This is a genomic window from Streptomyces umbrinus (assembly GCF_030817415.1).
GTDB classification, from domain to species: Bacteria; Actinomycetota; Actinomycetes; order Streptomycetales; family Streptomycetaceae; genus Streptomyces; species Streptomyces umbrinus_A.
Map to the genome: position 1 here is coordinate 9,949,305 of NZ_JAUSZI010000002.1, position 21,686 is coordinate 9,970,990.

Annotated in this window: 22 protein-coding genes and 2 pseudogenes; 16 read left to right on the forward strand and 8 right to left on the reverse strand. The window is 64.5% G+C overall.

Translation table 11 applies throughout. The features are described from left to right. Positions 1-16: 16 nt before the first annotated feature. Positions 17-1,276, reverse strand: a complete 1,260-nt coding sequence (locus tag QF035_RS43970) for an IS4 family transposase (RefSeq protein WP_373466819.1) — start codon at positions 1,274-1,276, stop codon at positions 17-19. A 612-nt stretch (positions 1,277-1,888) separates the two neighbouring features. On the opposite strand from QF035_RS43970, the gene QF035_RS43975 reads away from it, so the two are divergent. The 11 genes from QF035_RS43975 to QF035_RS44025 all read left to right on the forward strand — a co-directional run bounded on the left by QF035_RS43975 (position 1,889) and on the right by QF035_RS44025 (position 11,951). Further along, positions 1,889-3,139, forward strand: a complete 1,251-nt coding sequence (locus QF035_RS43975) for a sensor histidine kinase (RefSeq protein ID WP_307527222.1) — start codon at positions 1,889-1,891, stop codon at positions 3,137-3,139. Further along, a complete protein-coding gene (locus QF035_RS43980) occupies positions 3,127-3,816 on the forward strand; it encodes a response regulator (protein ID WP_307527224.1) in 690 nt (229 codons plus the stop codon). The genes QF035_RS43975 and QF035_RS43980 overlap by 13 nt, the downstream gene beginning before the upstream one ends. 129 nt (positions 3,817-3,945) lie before the next feature. Further along, positions 3,946-4,149: a hypothetical protein gene (locus QF035_RS43985; protein ID WP_307527226.1), complete on the forward strand. Its 204-nt coding sequence runs from the start codon at positions 3,946-3,948 to the stop codon at positions 4,147-4,149. 503 nt (positions 4,150-4,652) lie between these two features. Beyond that, positions 4,653-4,868, forward strand: coding sequence for a zinc finger domain-containing protein (locus QF035_RS56305; RefSeq protein ID WP_444968441.1), 216 nt, complete (start codon positions 4,653-4,655; stop codon positions 4,866-4,868). Positions 4,869-5,104: 236 nt separating this feature from the next. Then, the gene (locus QF035_RS43995) at positions 5,105-6,304 is read left to right on the forward strand and encodes an ATP-binding protein (RefSeq protein ID WP_307527231.1); all 1,200 of its coding nucleotides are present in this window, start codon (positions 5,105-5,107) and stop codon (positions 6,302-6,304) included. Between the two features lie 20 nt (positions 6,305-6,324). Then, a complete protein-coding gene (locus tag QF035_RS44000; protein ID WP_307531849.1) occupies positions 6,325-6,708 on the forward strand; it encodes a roadblock/LC7 domain-containing protein in 384 nt (127 codons plus the stop codon). Beyond that, the gene (locus tag QF035_RS44005; RefSeq protein ID WP_307527233.1) at positions 6,701-7,081 is read left to right on the forward strand and encodes a DUF742 domain-containing protein; all 381 of its coding nucleotides are present in this window, start codon (positions 6,701-6,703) and stop codon (positions 7,079-7,081) included. Before QF035_RS44000 ends, QF035_RS44005 begins: the two co-directional genes overlap by 8 nt. Then, positions 7,056-7,661, forward strand: coding sequence for a GTP-binding protein (locus tag QF035_RS44010; RefSeq protein WP_307527235.1), 606 nt, complete (start codon positions 7,056-7,058; stop codon positions 7,659-7,661). The genes QF035_RS44005 and QF035_RS44010 overlap by 26 nt, the downstream gene beginning before the upstream one ends. Continuing rightward, a complete protein-coding gene (locus QF035_RS44015; protein WP_307527237.1) occupies positions 7,658-9,013 on the forward strand; it encodes a cytochrome P450 in 1,356 nt (451 codons plus the stop codon). Before QF035_RS44010 ends, QF035_RS44015 begins: the two co-directional genes overlap by 4 nt. Positions 9,014-9,364: 351 nt before the next feature. Further along, a complete protein-coding gene (locus QF035_RS44020; protein WP_307527239.1) occupies positions 9,365-10,519 on the forward strand; it encodes a tryptophan dimethylallyltransferase family protein in 1,155 nt (384 codons plus the stop codon). 58 nt (positions 10,520-10,577) lie between these two features. Continuing rightward, positions 10,578-11,951 carry a tryptophanase gene (locus QF035_RS44025; RefSeq protein WP_307527241.1) on the forward strand — a complete coding sequence of 458 codons (1,374 nt, stop codon included), beginning with the start codon at positions 10,578-10,580 and terminating at the stop codon, positions 11,949-11,951. Here QF035_RS44025 and QF035_RS44030 read toward each other — a convergent pair. After that, positions 11,940-12,116: pseudogene (locus tag QF035_RS44030) on the reverse strand (helix-turn-helix domain-containing protein); the annotation flags it as partial. The gene QF035_RS44025 and the pseudogene QF035_RS44030 sit on opposite strands and share 12 nt — an antisense overlap. 104 nt (positions 12,117-12,220) lie before the next feature. On the opposite strand from QF035_RS44030, the pseudogene QF035_RS56310 reads away from it, so the two are divergent. Continuing rightward, positions 12,221-12,436, forward strand: a pseudogene (locus QF035_RS56310) (IS701 family transposase); the annotation flags it as partial. 65 nt (positions 12,437-12,501) lie between these two features. Further along, positions 12,502-12,894 (forward strand): hypothetical protein, encoded by a 393-nt coding sequence (locus tag QF035_RS44035; RefSeq protein WP_307527243.1) that lies wholly within the window; start codon positions 12,502-12,504, stop codon positions 12,892-12,894. A 61-nt stretch (positions 12,895-12,955) separates the two neighbouring features. Here QF035_RS44035 and QF035_RS44040 read toward each other — a convergent pair whose 3' ends face one another. The 6 genes from QF035_RS44040 to QF035_RS44065 all read right to left on the reverse strand — a co-directional run bounded on the left by QF035_RS44040 (position 12,956) and on the right by QF035_RS44065 (position 20,033). Continuing rightward, a complete protein-coding gene (locus QF035_RS44040; protein WP_307527245.1) occupies positions 12,956-15,340 on the reverse strand; it encodes a DNA topoisomerase in 2,385 nt (794 codons plus the stop codon). Beyond that, complete coding sequence (locus QF035_RS44045; protein WP_307527246.1) at positions 15,337-16,695, reverse strand: zinc-ribbon domain-containing protein; 1,359 nt, start codon at positions 16,693-16,695, stop codon at positions 15,337-15,339. Before QF035_RS44045 ends, QF035_RS44040 begins: the two co-directional genes overlap by 4 nt. Positions 16,696-16,911: 216 nt before the next feature. Then, positions 16,912-17,466 (reverse strand): helix-turn-helix domain-containing protein, encoded by a 555-nt coding sequence (locus tag QF035_RS44050; RefSeq protein WP_307527248.1) that lies wholly within the window; start codon positions 17,464-17,466, stop codon positions 16,912-16,914. Then, on the reverse strand, positions 17,463-18,632 hold the full coding sequence (locus QF035_RS44055) for a hypothetical protein (RefSeq protein WP_307527250.1): 1,170 nt from the start codon (positions 18,630-18,632) through the stop codon (positions 17,463-17,465). The genes QF035_RS44050 and QF035_RS44055 overlap by 4 nt, the downstream gene beginning before the upstream one ends. An 18-nt stretch (positions 18,633-18,650) precedes the next feature. Beyond that, the gene (locus QF035_RS44060) at positions 18,651-19,037 is read right to left on the reverse strand and encodes a hypothetical protein (protein ID WP_307527252.1); all 387 of its coding nucleotides are present in this window, start codon (positions 19,035-19,037) and stop codon (positions 18,651-18,653) included. Positions 19,038-19,331: 294 nt separating this feature from the next. Beyond that, a complete protein-coding gene (locus tag QF035_RS44065) occupies positions 19,332-20,033 on the reverse strand; it encodes a hypothetical protein (protein WP_307527253.1) in 702 nt (233 codons plus the stop codon). 453 nt (positions 20,034-20,486) lie between these two features. Here QF035_RS44065 and QF035_RS44070 point away from each other — a divergent pair, with 453 nt between their 5' ends. Genes QF035_RS44070 through QF035_RS44080 form a run of 3 tightly spaced genes read left to right on the forward strand, consistent with a single transcriptional unit; the run spans position 20,487 to position 21,637 of the window. Then, complete coding sequence (locus QF035_RS44070) at positions 20,487-20,612, forward strand: hypothetical protein (protein ID WP_307527255.1); 126 nt, start codon at positions 20,487-20,489, stop codon at positions 20,610-20,612. 42 nt (positions 20,613-20,654) lie between these two features. Next, positions 20,655-21,056, forward strand: coding sequence for a hypothetical protein (locus QF035_RS44075; RefSeq protein ID WP_307527257.1), 402 nt, complete (start codon positions 20,655-20,657; stop codon positions 21,054-21,056). After that, positions 21,053-21,637: a hypothetical protein gene (locus tag QF035_RS44080; RefSeq protein WP_307527259.1), complete on the forward strand. Its 585-nt coding sequence runs from the start codon at positions 21,053-21,055 to the stop codon at positions 21,635-21,637. The genes QF035_RS44075 and QF035_RS44080 overlap by 4 nt, the downstream gene beginning before the upstream one ends. The last annotated feature ends 49 nt before the right edge of the window (positions 21,638-21,686 follow it).

The window sequence follows — 21,686 nt, forward strand, 5'->3', positions numbered from 1 at the left end:
TTCTGCGCGGGCTAATTCAAGAGCGTTTCTGAGACGGCGAGGGGGAAAAGCCCGCCTGGTCAGTGATCTGACGGCGTATGACACGAAGTGATCTGATGAAGGACAGCCTGTCAGGGTCGATGTCAGCTTGGTCAGCCGCCTCGCACATCAGGTGTCGGACCGCATAATGGGTCAGCAGCAGCGCCCAGATCTCCTGCTCGATCATGTCCGGAGACTTGGAGCGCAGAACACCACCGCGGCCACGCTGATGGGTCTTGACCTCGTCGAGGCCGGATTCAAATTCCCAGCGTTCGGCGTAAGCAGCCGCAAGCTCAGCAGCATTGGCTCCATCCGGATCCATGATCGTGGTGATCAGGCAGAAGATCTCTCCCTTGCCCTCACGGTTGGTCACTTCGTACTCGACAACCCGGACCGGGATCCCGGACGGTTCCTCGATTCGCGCCGAACCACGGTGTCGCTGAGTCGCGCGCCGGCCCCGAACCTTCGGGTCGAGCAGAAAGGACTCATACGACCCGTCCTTCAGCGGCCGGACCACCGGCAATTGAGGGCCATCAGGCATCCGCCACAACAGGTCCGCTCCCGTGGCGGCGGCCGCCTCCCACAGCCGGTACGCGTAAAATCCCCGGTCAGCGGTGACCAGCATGCCGGGCTCGAAATCAGCGACCAGATCCCGGGCAAGAGTGCCTTCGTCCGTCCGCCACGGGCCCAGCCGGGCGGCCACGATGGCATGCGTGCCGCATTCACCCAACCCCACGATCTTCACCTGCGGAAACGGGGCGGGATTCCGTGTCCCACCGGAACGTCCGAACTTCGCCTCATTCGCAGGAGTATCGGGAATATCCAGCACGAAACCATCGATGGCCATTAGCCGCCACCGGCCCAGCCACGCCCCCTGCGTGCCCCGCTGGGCACACGGCAGCGCCACCCGCTCGAACAGCAGCTTCAAAGGTTCCGACCCGAGACGCCGACGTGCCTGAGAAATCGCACTGGAGGTAGGAACCTTCCATTCCTTCCGCCATGTCCCCAGAAAACGCAGGCCGCTGACGAGGAGACGGATCACCTCCTCGTAAGAATCGCCGAAGAACAAGCACAGAGCCATGACGTAATAGACGACCACACGCGCAGGCAGCAGACGGGATCGCTTCTCGGCCCGTCCCGTCTCGGCGAGCACCTCGTCGACCAGGTCACGGTCCACCAGACGTGTCAGAACCCCGATACCCACCCGGTCAGTCAGCCGTTCGCCGGAGACCACCGCACCATCTCGAGCCCCACCCATGAACGAAGAAGATAACCAGTTTCACCCGCATAGGGAAAGGCCAGCGGCTATACCTGTTGGCTATCCACAGCCAGCCCGGGCGTGTCGCTGTGCATATGTGGAAACAGCACACTGAACTGCTTATCTACGTGGCATTGCCTCGCAAGCAGCTGCCGTCACTGCGATAGCAATGTCTTGCGGAGCCTTTGCGGCATATGCCGTGTCGTTGTCCATAGGGAAGGCCCCATGGCCGTGGTGGATGCAAATTCCCATCCAAAGCGCAGGCATCACAGCAGTGGCGGCCGGACTCGTCATGATGGTACGGCGCCCTCGCCTGAGCCGTATCGGTACTCTGCTCGTTGCGTACGGATTGACCTGGTATGTCGGGGATTTGCAGTTCAGTGGGAACCGCTTGCTATATGCCATCGGCTTCTGCTTGTTCTTCTTCAACGCTGCGGTCATGGCTCACATCGCTTTGAGCTTTCCCTCAGGCCGATTGCGGGGTCGCATCACATTCGTCGTCGTCATCAGTCTTTACGGCGTCATCCTGGTCACCCAGACCGCTCGGTACCTCGTCGAAGAATCGCCTCCACCGCAGGTCTGGGGCGACCCCAAAGCAGGGACCTACTCGCCGTGGGCTACCGCTGGGACGGTAGCCGGGATGATGCTCTGTGCCGCCGTTTGGTGTTGCTGATTCGGCGTTGGCGTTCAGAGAGACCAGTGATGCGCAGGAGTGCTGCTCCGGTTTGGTTCTCCGCTGCTCTGGCGGCACTGATCGTCAGCGGTTTCTTGATTGTTGCCTTGGTAAATGCGTCTGCCCGACTGAACCACATCCTTCTTTTCGGTTATGCCACGGCTGTACTGCTTGTTCCTGTCGCCAGTCAGGTTGGTGCACTTCGGGAATGGGCTGGTCGGGCGAGCGCTTTCGAGCGGCTTGCCGATTTTGAGCAGGTGGCCAGCGAGGGATATCGGGAGCTCCTGGCTAAGTGGCTCAGAGACCCAGAAATTCAGATTTACCCATGGCTCCCCCACGAGGAACGATATGCCAACCCGGCTGGAGGGGCTATCAGATTCCCGACAGACCCGAGGCGCGCGAAGACCTATCTGGAATGGCGGGGACAGCCGCTTGGTGTACTCATTCATGATTCCTCTCTCGCTGGTGCTCGGCAACTGAAGTCAGTAGCAACCGTCACAAGAATCATCCTTGAGAAGGAAGCTCTTCAAGCAGAGGTAGCCCAAGCCGGCATGATGCTGTTCGACTCAGAGGTGAAGCAGCGCAAGGCACTTCAAAGTGCCCTTCATAACGGCGGACAAGAACAGATCATGGGAATTCGCTTCATCCTCAACCAACTTAAGGGTGAACCGGGGCTGGAAAATTCGAGGGCAACGGAACTGATACAGAAGGCCCTGGATGGAGTCGAGGAGCTTAAGCAGCAGATCAGGGACGTTTCATTCCAGCTATTTCCGCCAGCGCTTGAAAAATACGGACTGCAAGCCGGAGTCGAATCACTTTACGACCGACTGGGACTCCCGCTGGAGAATTTAGCCATTCCCGAAACTCTTCGCGACCAGCTGTTGCAGGGCGATGAAGACTGGGCTAAGCGTATAGAGCATGCCGCCTACGGGGTGATCAGCGAAGCAGTACTCAATGCCAGGGTTCATGCGGGTACCGATAACATCCGCGTGACCGTCAACCTCCACTGCGATCAACTCATCGTGGAAATCGACGATGACGGCATGGGAGGTGCCGAATCACCTGTTTCCTCGGGGGTCGGCCTTCACCGAGCGACCCAGCTCGTGAAGGTACTCGGAGGGACCTTCAAACTGAACAGCCCAACTGACGAGGGCACACACATAAGGGTGGAAATTCCATGCACATCATGATCTCCGATGACGGGCTCTTCTATCATGACCTACTTGCGCCCGCATTAAGGCAGCGTGCGATTCAGGTAACTCAGGCCAAGTCAATTCGCGAAACCTATGCGCAACTCGCGAAGGGAGTATTTCCCGATGTGATTCTGCTAGACGTCGACTTCTCGCGTTCTGGTGAAGGATCGTTTGCGGGGCTGAGGGCCGCCCGAGATATCCGGGAAAGATTCCCCGAAATCGGTTTGCTCGTATGGTCGCAACACAATGAACTGCGCATCGCGCGAGAGGTAATAAGTATCGGGCGGCAGGGCGGTCGCGTCGGCTATGTACTAAAAGACAAGCTAGAGGACGTTCCCCAATTACTGAATTACGCAAGCACTGTGCAGGCTGGGGGCATCTCCATTGACGCGGAGCTTCACGGCTTTGCCAACCGCGGCGGGAAGCTGACCCCGATGCAACGGAAGGTCGTCGAGCAGATCTCGCAAGGGTTCACGAACAAAGCAATCGCGACCCAGCTTCGCATGTCCGTGGGGACAGTCGAGAGGCACATCAGTGCTATTCGGATAGCTTATGGGTTGCCCTCACTCGATGAGGACCCAGAGGTCAACATCCGCGTATTGATCGTGCTCGCATACCTCAGTGACACCACCGGCCACAGCGAACCCGATCCGGATGAACCCGATCGGGACTGAGGGAGGGGGATCCCCTTTCAAGGTCGCCATTCCTCCGGGTTCCCTCAATATCCCTGCGTGAGACCCCTGAGTGACCATTGAATCAGCCCGCTTCATCTATGCAGGGCTAGAAAGGGAGGATGAGCACGCATGGCAGAGAGCCGCGAAGACAAGACCGAACGCTACGTCAAGAGGGCCGCCGCAAGCGTGGCGGCCGGCGGAGCCGGACTGCTGGTGAGGCGCGGCATGACCTTCTTGGGCTTCGCCGCCGGCGGGCCAGCAGGAGCGCTGGTCGGCGCCGCCGTCGGCTCTGTCGTAGCCGCCTGGGTAGCGGAGACGCTGGACGACATGTAAGCGGCGTCTTATCCGACGTCGCAGTTCCACAGAAGAGTTTCAAGGTATTCGAGGAGAACAGATGACTGACCCCCGTGCAGCCGGTTACCCCGGTAACCCCGATCCCTCCGTACCAGCCGCCTCCGGAGCCGGCCCCCCAGCTGCCGCAGCCGGAGCCGCCGGCTCCGCCGGAGCCGCAGCCGATGACATTCCCTGACGTCTTCGAGCACTGACGCCCGGGCCACAAAACCCGGTCATCACAACCCGATGACCAACGGGGCTGCAGCCGATGCGCTGCAGCCCCGTTGGTCGTTTTCCAGTGTGGAGAACGATTCCTGAGTCAAGATCATGAGTACCCTACGCTTCTCACAAATGCGGTTGCGCGAGTTCTGCGAGAGCCCCGAAGGTGATCACGTTTCCGCAGGTCGCCGTTCGCAGAACCCCTCTCAAAACCGGCGTGTTGTGCGAGACAGTTCTGACGGACTGCCGGGGTGGATCTGACGCCCGATCAAGCCGCAAACGCGGTGGAACGAAACAACTGTCCGAAGTCTGAAGCCCCGGCAGGCAGTCCCTGCCACACCCACGGCGGGAAGACCGCCACGATGTACCACACCGCCCGCTTCATCCTCGTACCCGCGCTCCGGGAGGAGCTGGAGGTACCGGTGCCCGAGGACCGTGGCCCGGGACGGCCATGGCAGCCGGGCCCGCCCGTCGAGGCGGTGCCGGCCGCCGCGGCGTGATCACATTTCCTCCACCGGGCCCCACGCCTACTTCTCCCCAACGGGGCTACTTCGAGGCGTACTTGACGGAGTGTCATGGTCATCCGGTGATACTGTTTCGGGCACATGCCAGGTGGGTTTTCTCCTCGATGACGCCTGCAGTCAGGGGCTCACCGGGTGGTGAATGCTGCCCGCAGCCGAGAACCCGGCATGGATAGATTCCGGGAGCTGGACTCCAGCCGCTCAAAGAGAGTCACATGACGAATTTTTGGCAGGATCCGACGGTCTGGGCGCTCACTGCCGGCGTCCCTGTCGCGACCACGGTCGTCGTTCTCCAGCGAAGGACGATCAGAGCGTTACGCCGCCAGAATCAGGGCCTCGAAGGTGATCTAGGCGATCTGCAAGGCCGTCACACCAACCTCGAATCCACCCTCGCAGAGTTGCGGAGCGGCTACGACGAGGTGGTCCGGCAGGCCAAGGAAGAGGCGGAGAACGCCACCAATATCGTGCTGAAGTCCGCAATGCAGACGCTCCAGGGCCTCGCGGCGGAGCAGCAGCGGGCCATCTCCGGGCTGCAGAACAAGTACGGTGACTCGGCCGTCCTGCAGGACCTGCTGGACGTCGACCACATGAACGCTCAGTTCAACAGACGCGCACAGTCCATTGCCGTGCTGTGCGGAGGATGGCTCGGCAGGCAGCGGGAGGCGGCATCCGTCTATGACGTGATCCGCGGAGCTCAGGGCCGGATCCGGCACTACCAGCGCGTCGACGTCCTCTCGCAGGTGGACTTCGCAGTGACCAGCCGCGCAGTCGAGCCGGTCGCGCTGGCGGTAGCTGAACTGCTCGACAACGCCACCAGCTATTCAGCGCCGGCATCCATGGTCGAGATCAACGTGCGGACGCCACCCGCGGGCGTCTGCATTGTGATCGATGACGCAGGTGTCGGGATGAGCGAGGAAGAGAAGGCGAACGCTTCGGTCCTCTTGTCCGGTGAGTCCGCGGTGAGTGTTTCAGAGCTCGGCAACCCTCCCGCGTTCGGTTTTGCGGTGATCGGTGCGTTGTGCGCTCGCTTCGGGTTCACGGTCACCATCGACAGCACATCCCCTTACGGGGGCGTCCGTGCGGTGGTGATGGTGCCGAAGGACCTGCTGACCCCCACGCCGGAGCCGAAGAAGCCCAGCACAGCGCTGACGACTGATTCTGGCTCGAGAGGCAGCGGTTCGGCGCCTGCGGAGACAGTTGACGGGCTGCCCAAACGACGGAACAGGCGAGCTATGGCACTCGTGCCGGACAAACAGCGCGCTTCGCCTCCGCCGCCCGTTCGGTCGGCGGAGGACAGAGTGGCGGCCATGGGGGCCTTTCAGTACGGCACTGTCGCCGGCCGGAGTTCGGTGGTGCCGGTCGTCGAAGTTGAGCCCAGTCCCGCCGAGGCACACAAAGGAACTGATGCCCCGTGAGTAACGACGACCTGTCCTGGATGCTCGAGGATGCGCTGGAAATTCCTGGAGCCCTGCACGCAGTCCTGATCTCTGCCGACGGCCTGCAGATGTCCCGCACAACGGACCTCGGTCGGGACGAGGCTGACAAGGTCGCCGCTGCTGTGAGTGGACTACAGTCCCTCAGCAGGTCCGTCGCGTTCTTCTGCGGTGACTCCAGTGTGAATTGGCGCCAGACACTCATCGAGTTCGACGGCGGCTGGGTCTTCCTGAACGCGGCGGGGGGCGGCTCCTACCTTGCCGTGGCAGCGTCCGTCGATGTCAACATGGGGGACATCACCTACCGGATGCAGCAGCTCGTCAGCCGGCTGGGCAAGGCAATGTCGACCGGCCGCCGCGAGAACACGGTCGCCGCTCATGACTGACAGCCGTTCTGAGTCCGAACCCGAAGCCGGAGAGTTAGTCCGGCCCTACGTCATTACCCGCGGCCGTACCCTGCCCGCCGGGAACGAGTTCTCGCTCATCACCCTCATCACGACAGCCACCGACCAGCGACAGCGTCCCCGGCGGCTCTCCCCTGAGGAGCAGCAGGTCCTGGAGATGTGCTCAAGCGGCTACCTCTCGGTCGCTGAGATCGCCGCGCACTCCCAGCTCCCTCTCGGTGTCGTCAAAGTTCTGCTCAGTTCTCTCGCTGAGGGGGGCTACCTAGTCACCCGTGCGCCGGTGCCCTCGGCACATCTCGCCGACAAGAATCTTCTTCAGGAGGTGCTCGATGGTCTCCGGACCCTCTCTGGCTGAGGACGCATACGTGCGCAGCGGTTCGGAGCAGACCGCAGTGAAGGTCCTGGTCGTCGGGCACTTCGCGGTCGGCAAGACCACCTTGATCGGTTCTCTCTCCGAAATCACGCCGCTGTCCACCGAGGAGCACATGACGAGCTTCTCCGAGAAGGTGGACGACCTCAAGGGTGTACAGGGGAAGACCACCACCACCGTCGCCCTGGACTTCGGCCGCCTGACACTCAGTGAGCGCATTGTGCTCTACCTGTTCGGGTCACCGGGACAGCAGCGGTTCGTCAGCCTGTGGGACGACATGGCCCGCGGAGCGTTGGGGGCCCTGATCCTGGTGGATCCCGAGCGACTGGCAGACAGCTTCGAAGTCATGGATCTGATCGAGACCTACGGCCTCGACTTCGCGGTTGCCATCAATCAGTTCGACGGCACCGTGGAACACACAACCGAAGCGGTTCGCGAAGCTCTCGACCTGCTGCCCGAAACCCCCATCGTCACCATCGACGCACGCGACAAAGAGTCGTCCGTCAACGCACTGATCACTCTGGTCCGCTACCTGCAGAAACGCGCCGCTCTGGAGCACGCATGACAACGCCCTCCGTACCTCCGCCCGGCTGCCCCGCACACGGCAGCGGCCAGCGCATACCCCTCCACACGCCGGAGTTCGCAGCTGACCCGCACGCGTTCTACCGGTACATGCACGAGCTTGGTCCTACCGCGCCCGTCACCATCGCGCCCGGTGTGGAGGCGACCCTCGTGACGGACTACAGCGCAGCACTCGAACTGCTGCAGGACCCGAGCACCTTCCGCAAGGACTCACGCCGGTGGCGTGCCCTCGACGAGGGCCGCATCAGCCCCGACAGCCCTGTGCTGCCCTTGCTGGCCTACAGGCCCAACTGCATGTTCACAGACGGTGCCGAACATCTGCGACTGCGCCAGGCCATCACCGAGAGCTTCACCCGCATCAGCAACAACCGGCTGAGCAAGATCGTCCAACAGGCCGCACTCTTCCTCATCAACCAGTTCAGCGCCCGCGGCTCGGCCGACCTGCTCAACGACTACGCCAAGCAGCTGCCCCTGTACGTGTTCAACGAACTCTTCGGCTGCCCGGCAGAGATCGGCGACCGGGTGTTGTTCGGTATCTCCGGCATGTTCGACGGAGTCAACGCCGAGCAGGCCAGCCAGGTCCTGGTCCAGGCCGTCGGTGAACTGGTGTCGTTGAAGCGGGCCCAGCCGGGTGAAGACATCACTTCCTACCTGATGCAGCATCCGGCACAGCTGACCAACGAGGAGTTGGTCCACACTCTGGTGCTGCTCCTTGGCGCAGGCGGCGAGCCGGAAGGCAACCTCCTCGGCAACGGCTTCTACACCATGCTGACCAATGAGCACTACGCGCGCAACGGACAGTTCGACAAGGCGCTCGACGACACCCTGTGGCGCAACCCGCCCATGTCCAACTACGCGCCGCACTACCCGGTCGCCGATACAGACGTGGCCGGCGACAAGGTGCACGCCGGTGAACTGGTACTGGTGAGTTTCGGCGCCGCCAACACGGCACTGGCCGACCGGGGGGCCGACACCCGCGGACACCTCGCCTGGAGCGCAGGCCCGCACTCATGCCCATCCAAGGAGCCGGCCCGACTCATCGCCGCGACGGGCCTCGAGGCACTGTTCAACGCGCTGCCCGACGTCGAACTCGCGGTCCCCGCGGACAGCCTCGTCTGGCGGCCCGGCCCGTTCAACCGTGCCTTGGCGTCCCTGCCCGTTCGCTTCGGTGCGGTCACACCGCGTCCCGCCGTCCAGCCCCAGCCGCCGGCAGCGCCACAGCACGATCAGGTGCAGCACCCCGCCACCCCCAGGCCTGCGGCATCGCAGGCCACTACGGGCAAGACGGGACGGAGCGGCTGGAGTGGCTTTGTGAAGTGGCTGACGGGCCAGTAGCCGCAGAACGCACTGTGACGCACGTGACACAGACGGTTGTTGTCGCTTGCATGACAGTTCAACTACTGGGGTAGGACTGCGCGGAGTGTCTGGGCTGTCACAAGATGAAGGAGAGACAGTGGGACCCGCAACAACCTCCGCGCAACGTTCTGAAGCCACGCGGCCTGGCCAACAGCGCGCTGCTTTCAGTAGAAGGAATCCGTGCATGGGCGCTGCCCCCGACGGACCACATGGCCGGATACCCGCCTCTCCCGGCGGGCATCTTTTTGCCTCCTCGCCCGCCAGCACATTACGTCCCGATAGCACGGCGTTATCCGAGCGCCCTCAGTACCTCGAAGCCCGAGGGGCACGATGACCGCATCGCCGGAGACTGGCATACCGGCAGCAGGCCCAAGAGAGACAACGCTCGGTGACCACGTCCTCGGCCAACTGCTGCGCCTGGGCGCCACGGTAGGCCTGAGCAAGGCGGACGCCGCACTGTACGGACAGATCCTGCTCGACTCACTCTCAGGCGCCGCGCAGCGACCATTATCCCTACCGCCGGCTTCACCCAGCTTCATCTCCGATGACCACACCCCGGTCGAGTTCTCTCTCGCCTGCACGTCGGACGCCGCTCCAGTACTACGGGTGCTCGTGGAGCCCGGGTGTGCCAGCAGCGATATGACCGACAGCGCTCGCGCCGGACTCGAGGTCATCCGCACGATGGCCACCCGCTGGGACTTCTCCACCGACCAACTCGACGCACTGGAAGACCTGTTTTTCCTCGCTCCAGCCGAGGGACCACTGGCACTGTGGTACGCACTCGATCTGCGCCCCGGGGGAGTACCCGGAGTCAAGATCTATCTGAATCCCTCCGCCGCCGGCCCCGAACACGCTGCACGGACAGTGCAAGAGACACTGCGTCGGCTCGGCTACGGCAAGTCCTTCAGAGGACTTCCCCATGCGGCGGGATATCCGTTCGTCGCACTGGACCTGGGCACCTGGAAGACGCCCCGCGCCAAGGTGTACCTGAGGCACCCGCGCATGTCGGCTGACGACGCTTGCGCGTTGAGCCGTACCACCTCCGGTCTGGCAGAGGCCGACATCAGGTACTTTTTCCATGCAGCCGCAGGATCGACCCCGGCGCCCGAGCAGGGTGTCGGAGACACGTCGCGGCTTCTCAGGCGGCCAGTGCTCACCTGTCATGCCTTCACCGACCGAGAAGCCGAACCGAGCAGTTTCACGTTGCACATCCCCGTACGGGACTACGTCCGCAGCGACGAGGAAGCCTTCGACCGGGCAACGGCCCTGCTGACCCGGTTCGGCATGGACCCCTCGATCCTGAGCCGGAGCTTGCGCGCCCTCACCCAGCGACAGCTTGCCGAAGGCGTCGGCCTGATTGCCTACCTCGCTCTCGCATGTGAGCGAGATCGACGGCCTCGTATCACCGCCTACCTGTCCTCCGAGGCCTACGCCGTACGGCCGCCGCAGGAGCAGTACCTGCAGGACGAACTCAGCGCGTCCTGAACCCCGGACACTGCGTCCGCAGCCACGCCAACCCTCCCGACACGTAGAAGGAAGACACGTGGAGCCGTACCGCATCAAAGTCGTAGAACCCATCCCTTTCACCACCCGACCGGAGCGCGAGAACGCGCTGAAGCGGGTCGCCTACAATCCCTTCGACCTGCGTGCCGACGAAGTCACCATCGACCTGCTGAGTGACTCGGGGACCGGCGCTATCTCCGCGGAACAACTGGCCGCGGGTATGAACGGCGACGAGTCCTACGCCGGCAGCAGGTCGTTCTACCGTTGGCGCGAAGTCGTTTCCGAACTCACCGGCTACCCTCACATCCTGCCGACCCACCAGGGACGGGCCGCCGAGCGCATCCTGTTCTCCTCACTCCTCAAGCCCGGCACGAGCGTGCTGTCCAACACTCACTTCGACACCACCCGCGCCAACGTCGAACTGGCCGGCTGTCAAGCACATGACCTGCCCTGCGCCGAGGCGAAGGACCTCGACAGCGACTATCCCTTCAAGGGCAACATCGACCTGGCCGCACTCGAGTATGCGTTGGAGAACGCGCACCGGTCGCCCGTCGCAGCCGTCTTGATGACCATCACCAACAACGGCGGCGGCGGTCAGCCAGTCAGCATGGAGAACCTGCACCAGACCGCCGCGCTGTGCCGCCGCTACGACGTGCCCATGATCCTGGACGCCGCGCGTTTCGCGGAGAACGCCTGGCTGGTGACCCGACGCGAACCTGGCTACCAGGACCGCACCCCCCGCCAGGTCGCAGAGGAGGCCTTCCGCCTGACGGACGGCTGCATCATGAGCGCAAAAAAGGACGGCATCGTACATATCGGTGGCTTCATCGGTCTGAAGAACCCTGAACTCGCTGAGAGGTGTCAGGGCCTACTCATCGCCACCGAAGGCTTCACCACTTACGGGGGCTTGGCCGGCCGCGACCTCGACATGATGGCCCGCGGACTCCTCGAAGTCACCGAACCGGCCTACCTCGCCGAGCGCGCCGACATAGCCGGCTACCTCGCCGCACGCATCCGCGACGCCGGAGTCGACGTCGTGGAACCGGCCGGCCTACACGCCCTCTACGTCAACGCCGGACGGCTTCTGCCTCACATCCCACCGCATCAGTACCCCGGCACCGCGCTGGTCTGCGAACTGTACCTACGCGGAGGTATCCGCTCGGCAGAACTGGGATCGCTGTACCTTGGTGAAGAGGATGAGCAGGGCAATCCCATCAAGACTGCGCCCTACGAACTCGTGCGACTGGCACTTCCCCGCCGCGTCTACACCCGCAGCCACTACGACCATGTCGCCGACACGCTGGCGGGCATCGCCAAGGACCCCAAATCGGTGCACGGCTATCGCATCGTGGGCCAGTCGCCGATCCTTCGCCACTTCAGCATCAAGCTGGAGCCTGTGCAGTCCCCAAACTGATCTGCCATTGCGCCACCGCTTGCCTGTTCGGCGCTTGATGCCGACGCGTTTGCACGCTTCGGTACTGGTCAGCCCCTGGTCCATGAGCCGGAGGCATTCCTCCCGCTCACGGACCAGGGTCCTGCGGTCCTGAGCTGTCCGGTCCACCCGGATCTCGAAGTCCATCGCTGAGGCAGGCCCCTGGTTGGCGGGCGATGTTCGACCAGGCCATGGCCTGGATCGCGGGTCGGTTCAGGCGAGTGGAACCGTGAGCGACTGACCGCGCCTATCTGCCCGGACCGCTGTCGAACACCGAGTGAAAGCACTGCCGACAACTGGCCGAGCAGGCCGGTCGCACCCGGTCCGGGCCCATGCAGCGCCAGCTGCGCCCCCTCCGCACGCCGGGCCGCCGACGTCGTACGCGACGAAGTCCGCGCCTACGCCGACGAACACCTTGGCGCCGACGACGCGGTGCTGATCGTGACGAGACCGGCTTCGTGAAGAAGGCCACGCCTCGCGTCTGCGCCTACACGCAAGATGGCGCCCCACGACGAGGAGGAGGGGCCCGCCCATGGCTTCTCAACGGGATACGTCTCGTCTGACCAGGCCAGCAAGGCGATCACAGGACGAGCATGAGCTTGCCGCCGGGCCGGCGGGACTGGCTGAGCTTGGCCGCCTCCTGGATCTGGTCGAGCGGGTAGGTGCGGGCGACCGATACGACCAGGACGTCTTCGCCCGCCAGCCGGGCGAAGACGTCCTGGTCGTATCGCAGGTCGTTTTGGGTGATCCGGGCGCCCAGCTCGGCCGCGGCGGCGAAGTCCGAGACGGTGAGAACGCGGTCGGAGTCGCCGGTCAGCTACGGCTCAAGGGGAGGCCCCGACATCGCCGATCAGGGCACCCGATCGCCCAGTTGCACGATCTCGTTCATCGTTCCCATCACATCCTCCTGTTGTCGCTGTCGTGAAAAGGCAGCAGCGGGTCCCGAGGTCCGGGACCCGCTGCTGCTCGTCAGTGCCCGTCCGGCATCAACCGAACGACGGGACGATCTTCTTCTTACCGCCCTCTTCCTTCCAGGACACGGCGGCATCGAACGTCTTGCCTTTGGCGGAAACAAAACCCTTGCCCTGGATGGTCTTGCCAGCCGCCAGATCCTTGCGCTCCGCGTCCGTGAACACGTGCTGGCACCAGGACCGCGGCGGCTCGTCGCCAGAGCCGAAGTCGGGGACGATCTTCTTGGCCTTCGCGTCCCAGCTGACCTTGCAGCCGAAGGTCTTACCGGTCCCCGCGCTGACGAAGTCGTCGATCGCCAGCGACTGGCCCGCCAGGAGCGCCGTGACCTCCACCGGCGTGAACGTCCGGCCGGACCACTTCGTCGGCTTGTCCGGCACCTCCAGCTGGAACCCGACGAACTTGCGGCCCTTGTGGTCGCCGACGCCGAGCGCCCCGGTGGCCGTGAAGGGCTTGTCCGCCTTCGACCTCGCCTCGAACGAGATCGTCTCGCCCGTGAGCAGCTTCGCCACCTCGTCATCGCTGAACTCGTGGCCCGCCCAGATCCTTTTGAAGGCGACTTTCTTCGGCCCGCCCGGAGCGGCCTGCCACACACCCTCGGCGCGCGTAGCGACCACCTGCTCCCTCAGGCCCAGCTCGGCGCGCATGGAGGCGGCGTTCTTCGTCATCGTGGCGATGTCCTCGCGCACCCAGTCGGCGACGACGGCCAGGCGCTCCTCGGCGGTCGCCGTCCCGGCGGCGATGTCGCGCATGTCGGCGTAGACCTTCTCGGTGAGCCCGAGGTCGCCGATGCGCGTGCCCGGCAGGAGCCGCCAGCTCATCTCGCCGGCCTGCGCGAGCCTGAGCTTCCGGCCCTTCTCCGTCAGCAGCGGGTATTTCGCCTTGTCGTTGGTGACCTCCGAGTACGTCGAGGTGCGGGTCGAGCCCGTGCCCACGTCGCGCTTCTCCAGCTGCTTCATCAGCCACTTCATCGTCGGATGTTCGGGGCGCTTGTTCGCGCCCTCGAAGATGAACGGCTCCGCGGTCTGGCCCAGGCCCTTGCCGGACTCGTTCGCGTCGCCTTCGGCCGTGTCGTCGCCGGCGTCCGGATCGAACACGGCCCTCCAGCCGGTGCTCTTGGGCACGTTGGCGATGCCGACGAAGTCCGGGTACTTCTCCACGTGGCCCTTCTGCTGCTCGTAGAGGTAGTCCTCGGCGAGCACGGCCAGGTAGTTCTTCGCGAGCGTCTCGTAGATGAGCCGTCCGGCCTTGCCGTACTTGTGCTCGACCTCTTCCAGCGAAGAAGGCACCTTCAGGCCCGGACGGTTCGCGCCGTGCGCGCCCTGGGGCTTCACGTGTGTGGACCGGGGCTGGCGGTGCGTCAGAAGGCCAGTGTCAACGCCGACCACGGCGGCGATCTTGTCGATCAGCGGGGCGAGGTCCTTGAACTGCTCGGGCGTGATCGTCTTGTCCTCGGTGCGGGGGTACGAGACGACCTGGTCCTCGTACATCTTCTGGTAGGTCGAGAGCGCGAGGTTCGCCTTCACACTCTTGCCGACGAGCATCGAAGACAGGGAGGCAAGGTCGAGCAGCTTCGGCGGCGCGGTCCTCTTGTCCGCCTTGCCGTCCAGGACGACAGCGGAGGGGCCGTACTGCTGCGGCACCTGGCCCTTCTGGTCGAACCGCGGCTCGTCCGAGTTCGTGTACATGACGTTGTTCTCGTCGCGGAAGCGGTTCTGGAAGTACGGCTTCTTGACGTACGCGTCATAAGCCTTCTGCTGGTCGCCGACGAGAGAGACCATCGCCGACTTCAGCCGGCCCTGGCGCAGCACGAGGTCCTGGCCGGACTGGCGGGCGAGAACAGAGGCGATCCTCGTGAACTGGATGCTCGCGAAGTCCAGTGCCGAACGAAAGGACGCCTTCCTGTACTCGTCGAACTGATCCAGGTCCGGGATGACGTTGCGCGAGGTGAACGCATTCTGCAGCGACACAGCGGCCTCGTCGGTGAAATACATCCGCGAGATCTTCTTCTTGTCGAGTCCCAGCGCCTTCAGCACCGAGACCGCGATCAGACCACCCTCACCGGACGGATCCACATCCGTGGCCACCACGATCTCGTCGCACTTGGAGAGCTTCGAGCGGATGTCATTGACCACCTGCCCGACCTTGTCCATCTGGACGTACTTCCACTCGAACCGACTCAGGTCCCACGGTAGATTGTCGATGCTCCAGAACCGCAGCGCGCTCTGCTCGTCAGCCGTCGCGCCAATGAGCTGGTTCTCCGGCTTGTCGAGCTCATAGAGGTGCCCACGCGCATGCGTGATCACGTAGCTCTCGCCGTTGTAGGTCCCGGTGTCCCCTCCGAGCGCCTTGCTGAACGCCCTTGCCGCCGAGGGTTTCTCCGTAAGCAGTCCGACAGTCATTTCGTCTCCTTCGTATTCGTCTGCTCAGCGGCAGAGCTCTGGATAGTGGTCAAGATGTGCACGACGCGATCGGCCAGGACATAGAGCGCGGCGAGGGCCTCGTCTGTAGGCGTGCGCCACACAGGGGTCTGGATCTGGAAGAGGCCCGCATCGTCGATGTCGAGCAGAGGCAAGCCGTCTTCCCGAACGCGGATCACCAACCAGCCCGCACGCAGCAGCGCATCGGTCTTCGCCCGATCACGCGCCAATCGGTCCCGGTGCCAGTACTGGCCGTCGTACTCGAGCACCGCGCGGCACTGAGGCAGCGCCGCATCGCAACGCGCGGGGCGGTTCCTCTGATCGAGCGCGTCGTCCACGACAACATCGACTTCGACGCCCGAGATCCGCTCCGCCACACGCGCACAGAGCAATCGCTCCACCAACGAGACCTGGGTACGGGCGCACCTCGGACAGCCGTTGCGGTTGCGGTAGTTGACCTGGGCTTCCCACTCGTGGCCCTCGGCACAGAACCACAGAACTCGGATGTTCGACCCGATGGTCAGCTCAGCCGGGCTGAGCTCGTTGTCCGGATGCCACTGCGCCGCGACCTTGGGCGAGACCGTCACCAGGTCGTTGAAGCCGGCCAGGACGCGATGTCCAGAGCAGTAGGGACATCCGGTCCCATTCACCACACGAGCTGCGACGGCCTCACGCCATTCGTGTCCCCGAACGCAGATCCAACCGACAGTGAGACCGGACTTCGGCGTCACCTCGTACGCTTTACGCTCATTGGTTGGACCCCATTCGAGCGCCAGCTCCGGATACTCGGACCGGAACGTCTTCTCCGCGCGCAGCGCCCTGTTCAGACCCTGGCAGCGGCGGCAGCTGAACACGCCCTTGCTCCATGCAGTGAACCGGGGCGCCAACGTCACCTTCGACTCGTGACCCTGCTCGCACCGGAGCAACACCTTCTGATTTGACTTCGGAGCAAGCAGACCCGGGTTGAGTTCGTTCCTCTCGTGGATCCAGTGCGTCGCGACGAAGTCGGGATGCAGCGTCTCAAGATCGTTGAAACCCGGCCAGACTCGCTTGCCGAGGCAGTAGACGCAGTCCTCCAAGTAGCGGAAGTCCCGCGGCTTCATGCTCGCCGTGTGGCCATGTGCGCACAGGATGACCGTGCAGGGCTGCGTCGAGTTCGCGCTGAGCGAGTCGAACACCTCGTCTGGAACAAGGGTCCGAGACTTAAGGTCAGGACGCACGTCCTTCAAGAAGACACGAGTCTGCCGACCTGTATAGATCGGGGAGCCGTCGTCCAGCGTGTACCCCACCAGGTCACCGTCGACATGGAGGCCCACGTCGATCGCAGCAGCACCCATGCGACCCACCTCCGCTTCCCGATAGGCGACTCATGAATCAGTACAATTCTACCCAGGAAAGGCAGTCGATCGGGAGTTTACAAGAGATCGATAGCTTTTCGAATGGAAGTATAGGCTCAGGGAAAGCGCCGCCGCAGGTACACTGTTCGAGCAATCGCCACTCGAGAAGACCCCGGGAAAGCTGTGCTTCTCGGGGTCGTCGTCTGTCTAGCGCTATTACCGAGTCGGCATCGCCACGCCGAGCCGGACGCGGTACACCCGCAGCACCTTGCCGAGCGTCTCGAGTCCCTCAGGGTGCTTCAGACCTTCCTCCAGCTCCTTCAGTCGGATGGGCCGTACGCCGGCCACCTCGGCGACCTGCTTGCGCGTGGCCTGACCCCTGAGCTTGATCAGCAGATCCGGCAGGTCCACGGCGAGGTCCTCGAACATCCGGAACTTCTCCCGCTCGCCCATGCGCGTGTGGCCGACGTGGATCGCGCCACAGCTCTCTTCGCACCAGTACCAGCTCGTCGACGCGTCTTCCCGGAGCTTCGCGGGGATCTCCTGCTCGCTCCGGTAGCGGCGCTTGAAGGCCCACGTCCCTTCGCGTTGCGTCCGGCATCCGCGCGGCGCGTCCTCGGGCCGCGAGGCCGGCGCGGCCATACCCGCACACTGCGGAGTGCAGTACCGGCCGAGGTGCACCGGGTCCTGGGCGTGGAGGCCCAGACCCTTGCCGCACGTCTTGCAGCGCTGCCGGGCGGGGAAGAGCATCGCCTTGCTCGTCGTGGTCATCGAATCGGCCGTCCTTCCCGCTCGCGTTCAAGCTTCAGCTGCGTCCTGGTCGCCTCCCGGGCCATGTCCCGGAGGTAGATCGCCTCCTTGTGCGTGATGGGCGCGTCGTGGAGGTTGTGCGAGCCCCGCAAGAAGTTCTCCGTACGGTCGGCGATGGAGTACGCCAGCGCCTGCTCGACCACCGCGCTGGTCTCGCGCACCGCGCCCAACTCGTCGCGCAGCTTGCGCAGTAACCCGTCCCGCTCGCGTTCAGCGGCCTCGATGTTCGCCAGGCGTGCCACCACGCTGCCCAGCAGCGGGTCGCGGGAGCGGAACAGCTCGACGGCGCGCTCGGTGGCAGGATCGGCATCAAGGTGCAGGTCGAGCTGCGCCAGCAGGAACGCCGTCACCAGCGTGCCCTGGCTCAGCCGCTGGCTGAACTCGCGCGCGGCGCTGTCGCTCACAGCCAGCTCACGGACCGCGGCGGCTCGCAGCTGCTCCCGCAGCGCGTTCATGATGCTCTCGGGCAGCGCCTTGATGTGCGGCTGGCTCTGCACGCCGACGAGCCGGAAGCCCGACTGGGGGAGAGCGGCGGTCGCGGCTGAACTGCCCGATCCGCCCTTCGATGCCGCACTCTGCACGGCGTCCTGATGGTCGGTGAACTGGAGCGAGCCGGGCGTTACATGCTCGGATTCATCCGGTGTGGCCACGACGTCGTGAGAAGTGACTTCCGCCGCGGCAGCGTCCTCGACGTCCGGCTGTGCCCCGGGAGCCGGAGCAGCATCGGCCGCAGGGCCTGCCGCCGCACCGCCCGGGAGCGCCCCGGCAGTCCCTCCCTGTCCACCGCCGTCATCACCATGCTGGTTGGATCCGCCGGCCCGCTCGGAGTCGCCGGCATCGGGCTCGTAGTCCGGCTCCAGGTCCAGGCGATCCTCTTCGGCGTCCTCATCGAGAGCAGCCTGCAGACTTTCAACCTCGGGTTGAGAGTCGACGTTGCCGGCCTCATCAAGCTGCGCCCCCGGCTCGGGCGTTGCCACCTCAGGCTCAGGCTGTGCCGCCTGGGCCTGGACGCGCTTGAGCTCCTCGCTTCCGCCGCGCCGGTAGGCGTCGAGGAAGGACGTGTCCACCTCCATTACCTCGGCGGTGGGTGTGGCCGCTTCCAGCATCTCTGCGAAGTCCCGGCTCATCCGAGCTCACCGTCCTCGTCATCCAGGAGGTAGTTGTCGCCCGCGGGTGAGCCCGATGAGGGAGTCGAAGCCTGTGGTGACGACGCGTTCGAGGTTCGCTGAGTTCTTCGCCAGCGCCGCGACCTGGTCGACGAGCTCGTTGAGTCGCGCGATCTCCAGGGTCGGCAGGTCGTAGTCGAGGTTCTCGCGCCGGATCTTCTCGACCACCGCCTCGGCCACGTACTCGTTCACCGAGGAGAACCCGCGCTTGCCAGCCCAGTACTCCGCGCGCTGCTTGTCGTCCGGATCCAGCCGGACGAACATGCCCTGGCGCCCACTACTGCTGCTCTGTGTCGCGCCCGGCGGCTTCTTCTTCGTGCCGCGCACGGGCCGCGTCGTCTTCTCCAACTCCTGTGTTGCGGTCATGCGCGGCTTCTCCTTGCCCTATTTAACCGATCTGTGAGACCCATCTTATCGACACTAGTCGATAAGTCACGTGCTCTCTTTGTGCTTCGGCTCGGATACCAGTAGAGTCGCAGTCGCGCCCAGTCAGTCCCCCCTGGCGGCGCATCAGCGCAGCAGGTGGCCCTGCTCGATTCCTTTCCTCTCGGACGGGGTCACCTGCTGCGGACCGCACCCACCTTCGCGTGACGGCAAGAGAAGAAAGGGCCCGGTGCGACACATCGCACCGGGTCCTTCTTGTGTCTGATGGGCTCCCATTCAGGAGTCGGGCGTGAGAGTCGGCGTCGGGTTCGTCGTGCAGTCGACGAGCCCCTGGGTGAACCTCGGCGACTGCCAGATCGCCTTGTCCTTGTCGCTGGGCAGATGCTCGACGATGGACCCAGCGCCAAGGCGTGCGCCGCCGGCGAAGAAGTGCAGCGCCTCCTGGCTGAAGTCCGCGTTGTACACCAAGGTCGACAGGCACTGGCCGGCCGCCGCGTAGGTCTTCTTCTGACCCTCGTCCCGGGCGTAGGAGGAGAACATCGAGACCAGGCCCTTGGCGAGCTCGATGGACGAGTTGACCGGCTGATCCACGCGGACCGGGTAAGTCGGCTTCAGGTTCGGCTTGCCAACTGCAGGCTTCGCGGCTGCCTTCGGTGGCACGTAGCTCTGAGTCTTGGGGCTGCTGCCGTTCGGAAGTACAGCCTTGTCGATGCACGCGTCGAAGTCCTCGCGCAGCGACCGCGACGCCAGGAGCGCAGCGCCGCCCTCGCTCACCTTGTTCAGTCCGTCGACGGCTGCACCCGTGTCGTCGCCATCGGCCTTGACGATGTAGGCCAGCGCCTCCTCCGGCATTCCCGCCTTCCGCACTGAGCTGGCCAGGCAGGCACCGCCGTCCTTTCTGGGACTCCCGGCGCCCTGGAAGGCGAGCTTGTCCAGCGCCTCGCCGAGTGCCATATCGGTGATCTTGACGGTGCTCACGGTCGGACTCGGCGCAGACGGCGCCTGGGTTGTGCTGCCGTCGCCACTGAAAGCATCCGGCGAGCAGAACGCCCGCGGCCACAGCGAGTGCTGCGGCCGCGGGCGCAGCCTTCCTCATCCTCCAGGTCTTCATCGCTTCTCACCCCACCCCTCTTGTTGCCGACCAGTCCGATTGAATCGACTGGCCTTCGAGGGTATCTTATCCAAATACTTATCGAATGGCAGTCTGTGATGAGTCGGAATGCCGCGAGGTAAGGGGTGCAGAGGGCGCGCCGAGCGGGGCTCGGGCGCGCAGGGTGCCTGCGGGTCTGTTTGGCGCTTGGGGATCAACGGAGTTGATCCGGAGGGTTCTGCGACACCTCGTGCGCGTGTCGGCTACGGGTGGCCCCCTGTCGGGCGGCTGTTCGTGGGCTTCTCATCCCACCCACGAAGGGCTGCTCACCATGACTTCTCTTGCCTCGCGCCCTGCCGCTTCCGCCGATGCTGCTGTGCCCGATCTGGTGGCGTGGCGGTTCGGCCGAGACCGCCACGAAGGTGCTGCCGCCCGTCATCGGAAAGGAAGGGATCCGCACCGCATGACCAACGACGGAATCAGGTCACCCCCCCGGGCCGAGCGACGGTGTGGGCACCGGCTACGCCCGGGACCCGAAGACCGACGAACGGCGCTGCTACCCCTGCGCGGACTCCTGGCAGCGGGAGCAGATGAAGACGGCCGACGTGTGGGGCGGCTACATCGGCTACACCGGCGACGCCCGCAAGCGGTTCGCCTCCTGGCCCGGCGGAGTGCTGGGCAAGGTCACCAGCTACGTGACCGAGGGGCGGGTCAGGTACACGCCCAACGGCGGCCAGTACCGGATGCGGCATGTGACCGTCCGCACGCCCGACGGCTCGACGTGGCGAGGCCGAGGCGGTACCGCGATGGACGCGATCACGATCCGGCGGGTGACCAAGTCGACGTCCAAAGGCGGCAAGGGTCCGAAGGTGCTTCGCGACCTGCTCAAGATCCAAGGGGGGACTTCATGACCCGTCTGCGACTTCCGTACGAGTGGGATGGCAAGAAGAAGTTCAGCCGCGCCGACACGGGCATGACGATCAAGATCGTGGGCCAGGAGCTGGTGTACCACCGGTCGGCAACCGGGCCCACGCCAGCTGATACGACGCACTTCCTGATCCTCGGTGCGCGCCCGACTGTGCCGCGCAGTGTGTCGAGTCTGGTCGACGACCACGGCAACCACTGGCAGACGGGCTGCGCCTACATCAACCCCAAGAACACGTACGGCGACGGGTTCGACCGGATGGTGTGCTGGCCCGCCGGTGAGGCCGACGCCCGCGACGGTGACGTGCTGTACATGCTCCAGCTCCAGCGCCGGCCGGCCGGCAGTGACGGCGAGTGGGAGAACTACAAGGTGCCGCACAGCGTGAGGGCGGCAGGCTTCACCGGGGGCCCGACCCCGTTCAAGGGCAACACCCTGGCCGAACTGCGCTGGTACCCGGAGGAGCAGCCCCGGCACGAGTGGCGAGCCCGCATCGATCAGTACGTCATCCTCTGGCGAGGACGGCCGCACTGGGTGTACCCGGACGGTTGGGTTGAGCGCGACAACTGAGTGGGCGGCTGTGGTTTTTCATGCTCCAGCGGTACGTACCGTGACCAAC

Bases quoted from the DNA above. Each gene is read 5' to 3' on its own strand.
- QF035_RS43970 (WP_373466819.1), bottom strand. From the start codon at position 1,276: ATGGGTGGGGCTCGAGATGGTGCGGTGGTCTCCGGCGAACGGCTGACT.
- QF035_RS43980 (WP_307527224.1), top strand. From the start codon at position 3,127: ATGCACATCATGATCTCCGATGACGGGCTCTTCTATCATGACCTACTT.
- QF035_RS43985 (WP_307527226.1), top strand. From the start codon at position 3,946: ATGGCAGAGAGCCGCGAAGACAAGACCGAACGCTACGTCAAGAGGGCC.
- QF035_RS43995 (WP_307527231.1), top strand. From the start codon at position 5,105: ATGACGAATTTTTGGCAGGATCCGACGGTCTGGGCGCTCACTGCCGGC.
- QF035_RS44000 (WP_307531849.1), top strand. From the start codon at position 6,325: ATGCTCGAGGATGCGCTGGAAATTCCTGGAGCCCTGCACGCAGTCCTG.
- QF035_RS44005 (WP_307527233.1), top strand. From the start codon at position 6,701: ATGACTGACAGCCGTTCTGAGTCCGAACCCGAAGCCGGAGAGTTAGTC.
- QF035_RS44010 (WP_307527235.1), top strand. From the start codon at position 7,056: ATGGTCTCCGGACCCTCTCTGGCTGAGGACGCATACGTGCGCAGCGGT.
- QF035_RS44015 (WP_307527237.1), top strand. From the start codon at position 7,658: ATGACAACGCCCTCCGTACCTCCGCCCGGCTGCCCCGCACACGGCAGC.
- QF035_RS44020 (WP_307527239.1), top strand. From the start codon at position 9,365: ATGACCGCATCGCCGGAGACTGGCATACCGGCAGCAGGCCCAAGAGAG.
- QF035_RS44035 (WP_307527243.1), top strand. From the start codon at position 12,502: ATGGCTTCTCAACGGGATACGTCTCGTCTGACCAGGCCAGCAAGGCGA.
- QF035_RS44040 (WP_307527245.1), bottom strand. From the start codon at position 15,340: ATGACTGTCGGACTGCTTACGGAGAAACCCTCGGCGGCAAGGGCGTTC.
- QF035_RS44045 (WP_307527246.1), bottom strand. From the start codon at position 16,695: ATGGGTGCTGCTGCGATCGACGTGGGCCTCCATGTCGACGGTGACCTG.
- QF035_RS44050 (WP_307527248.1), bottom strand. From the start codon at position 17,466: ATGACCACGACGAGCAAGGCGATGCTCTTCCCCGCCCGGCAGCGCTGC.
- QF035_RS44055 (WP_307527250.1), bottom strand. From the start codon at position 18,632: ATGAGCCGGGACTTCGCAGAGATGCTGGAAGCGGCCACACCCACCGCC.
- QF035_RS44060 (WP_307527252.1), bottom strand. From the start codon at position 19,037: ATGACCGCAACACAGGAGTTGGAGAAGACGACGCGGCCCGTGCGCGGC.
- QF035_RS44080 (WP_307527259.1), top strand. From the start codon at position 21,053: ATGACCCGTCTGCGACTTCCGTACGAGTGGGATGGCAAGAAGAAGTTC.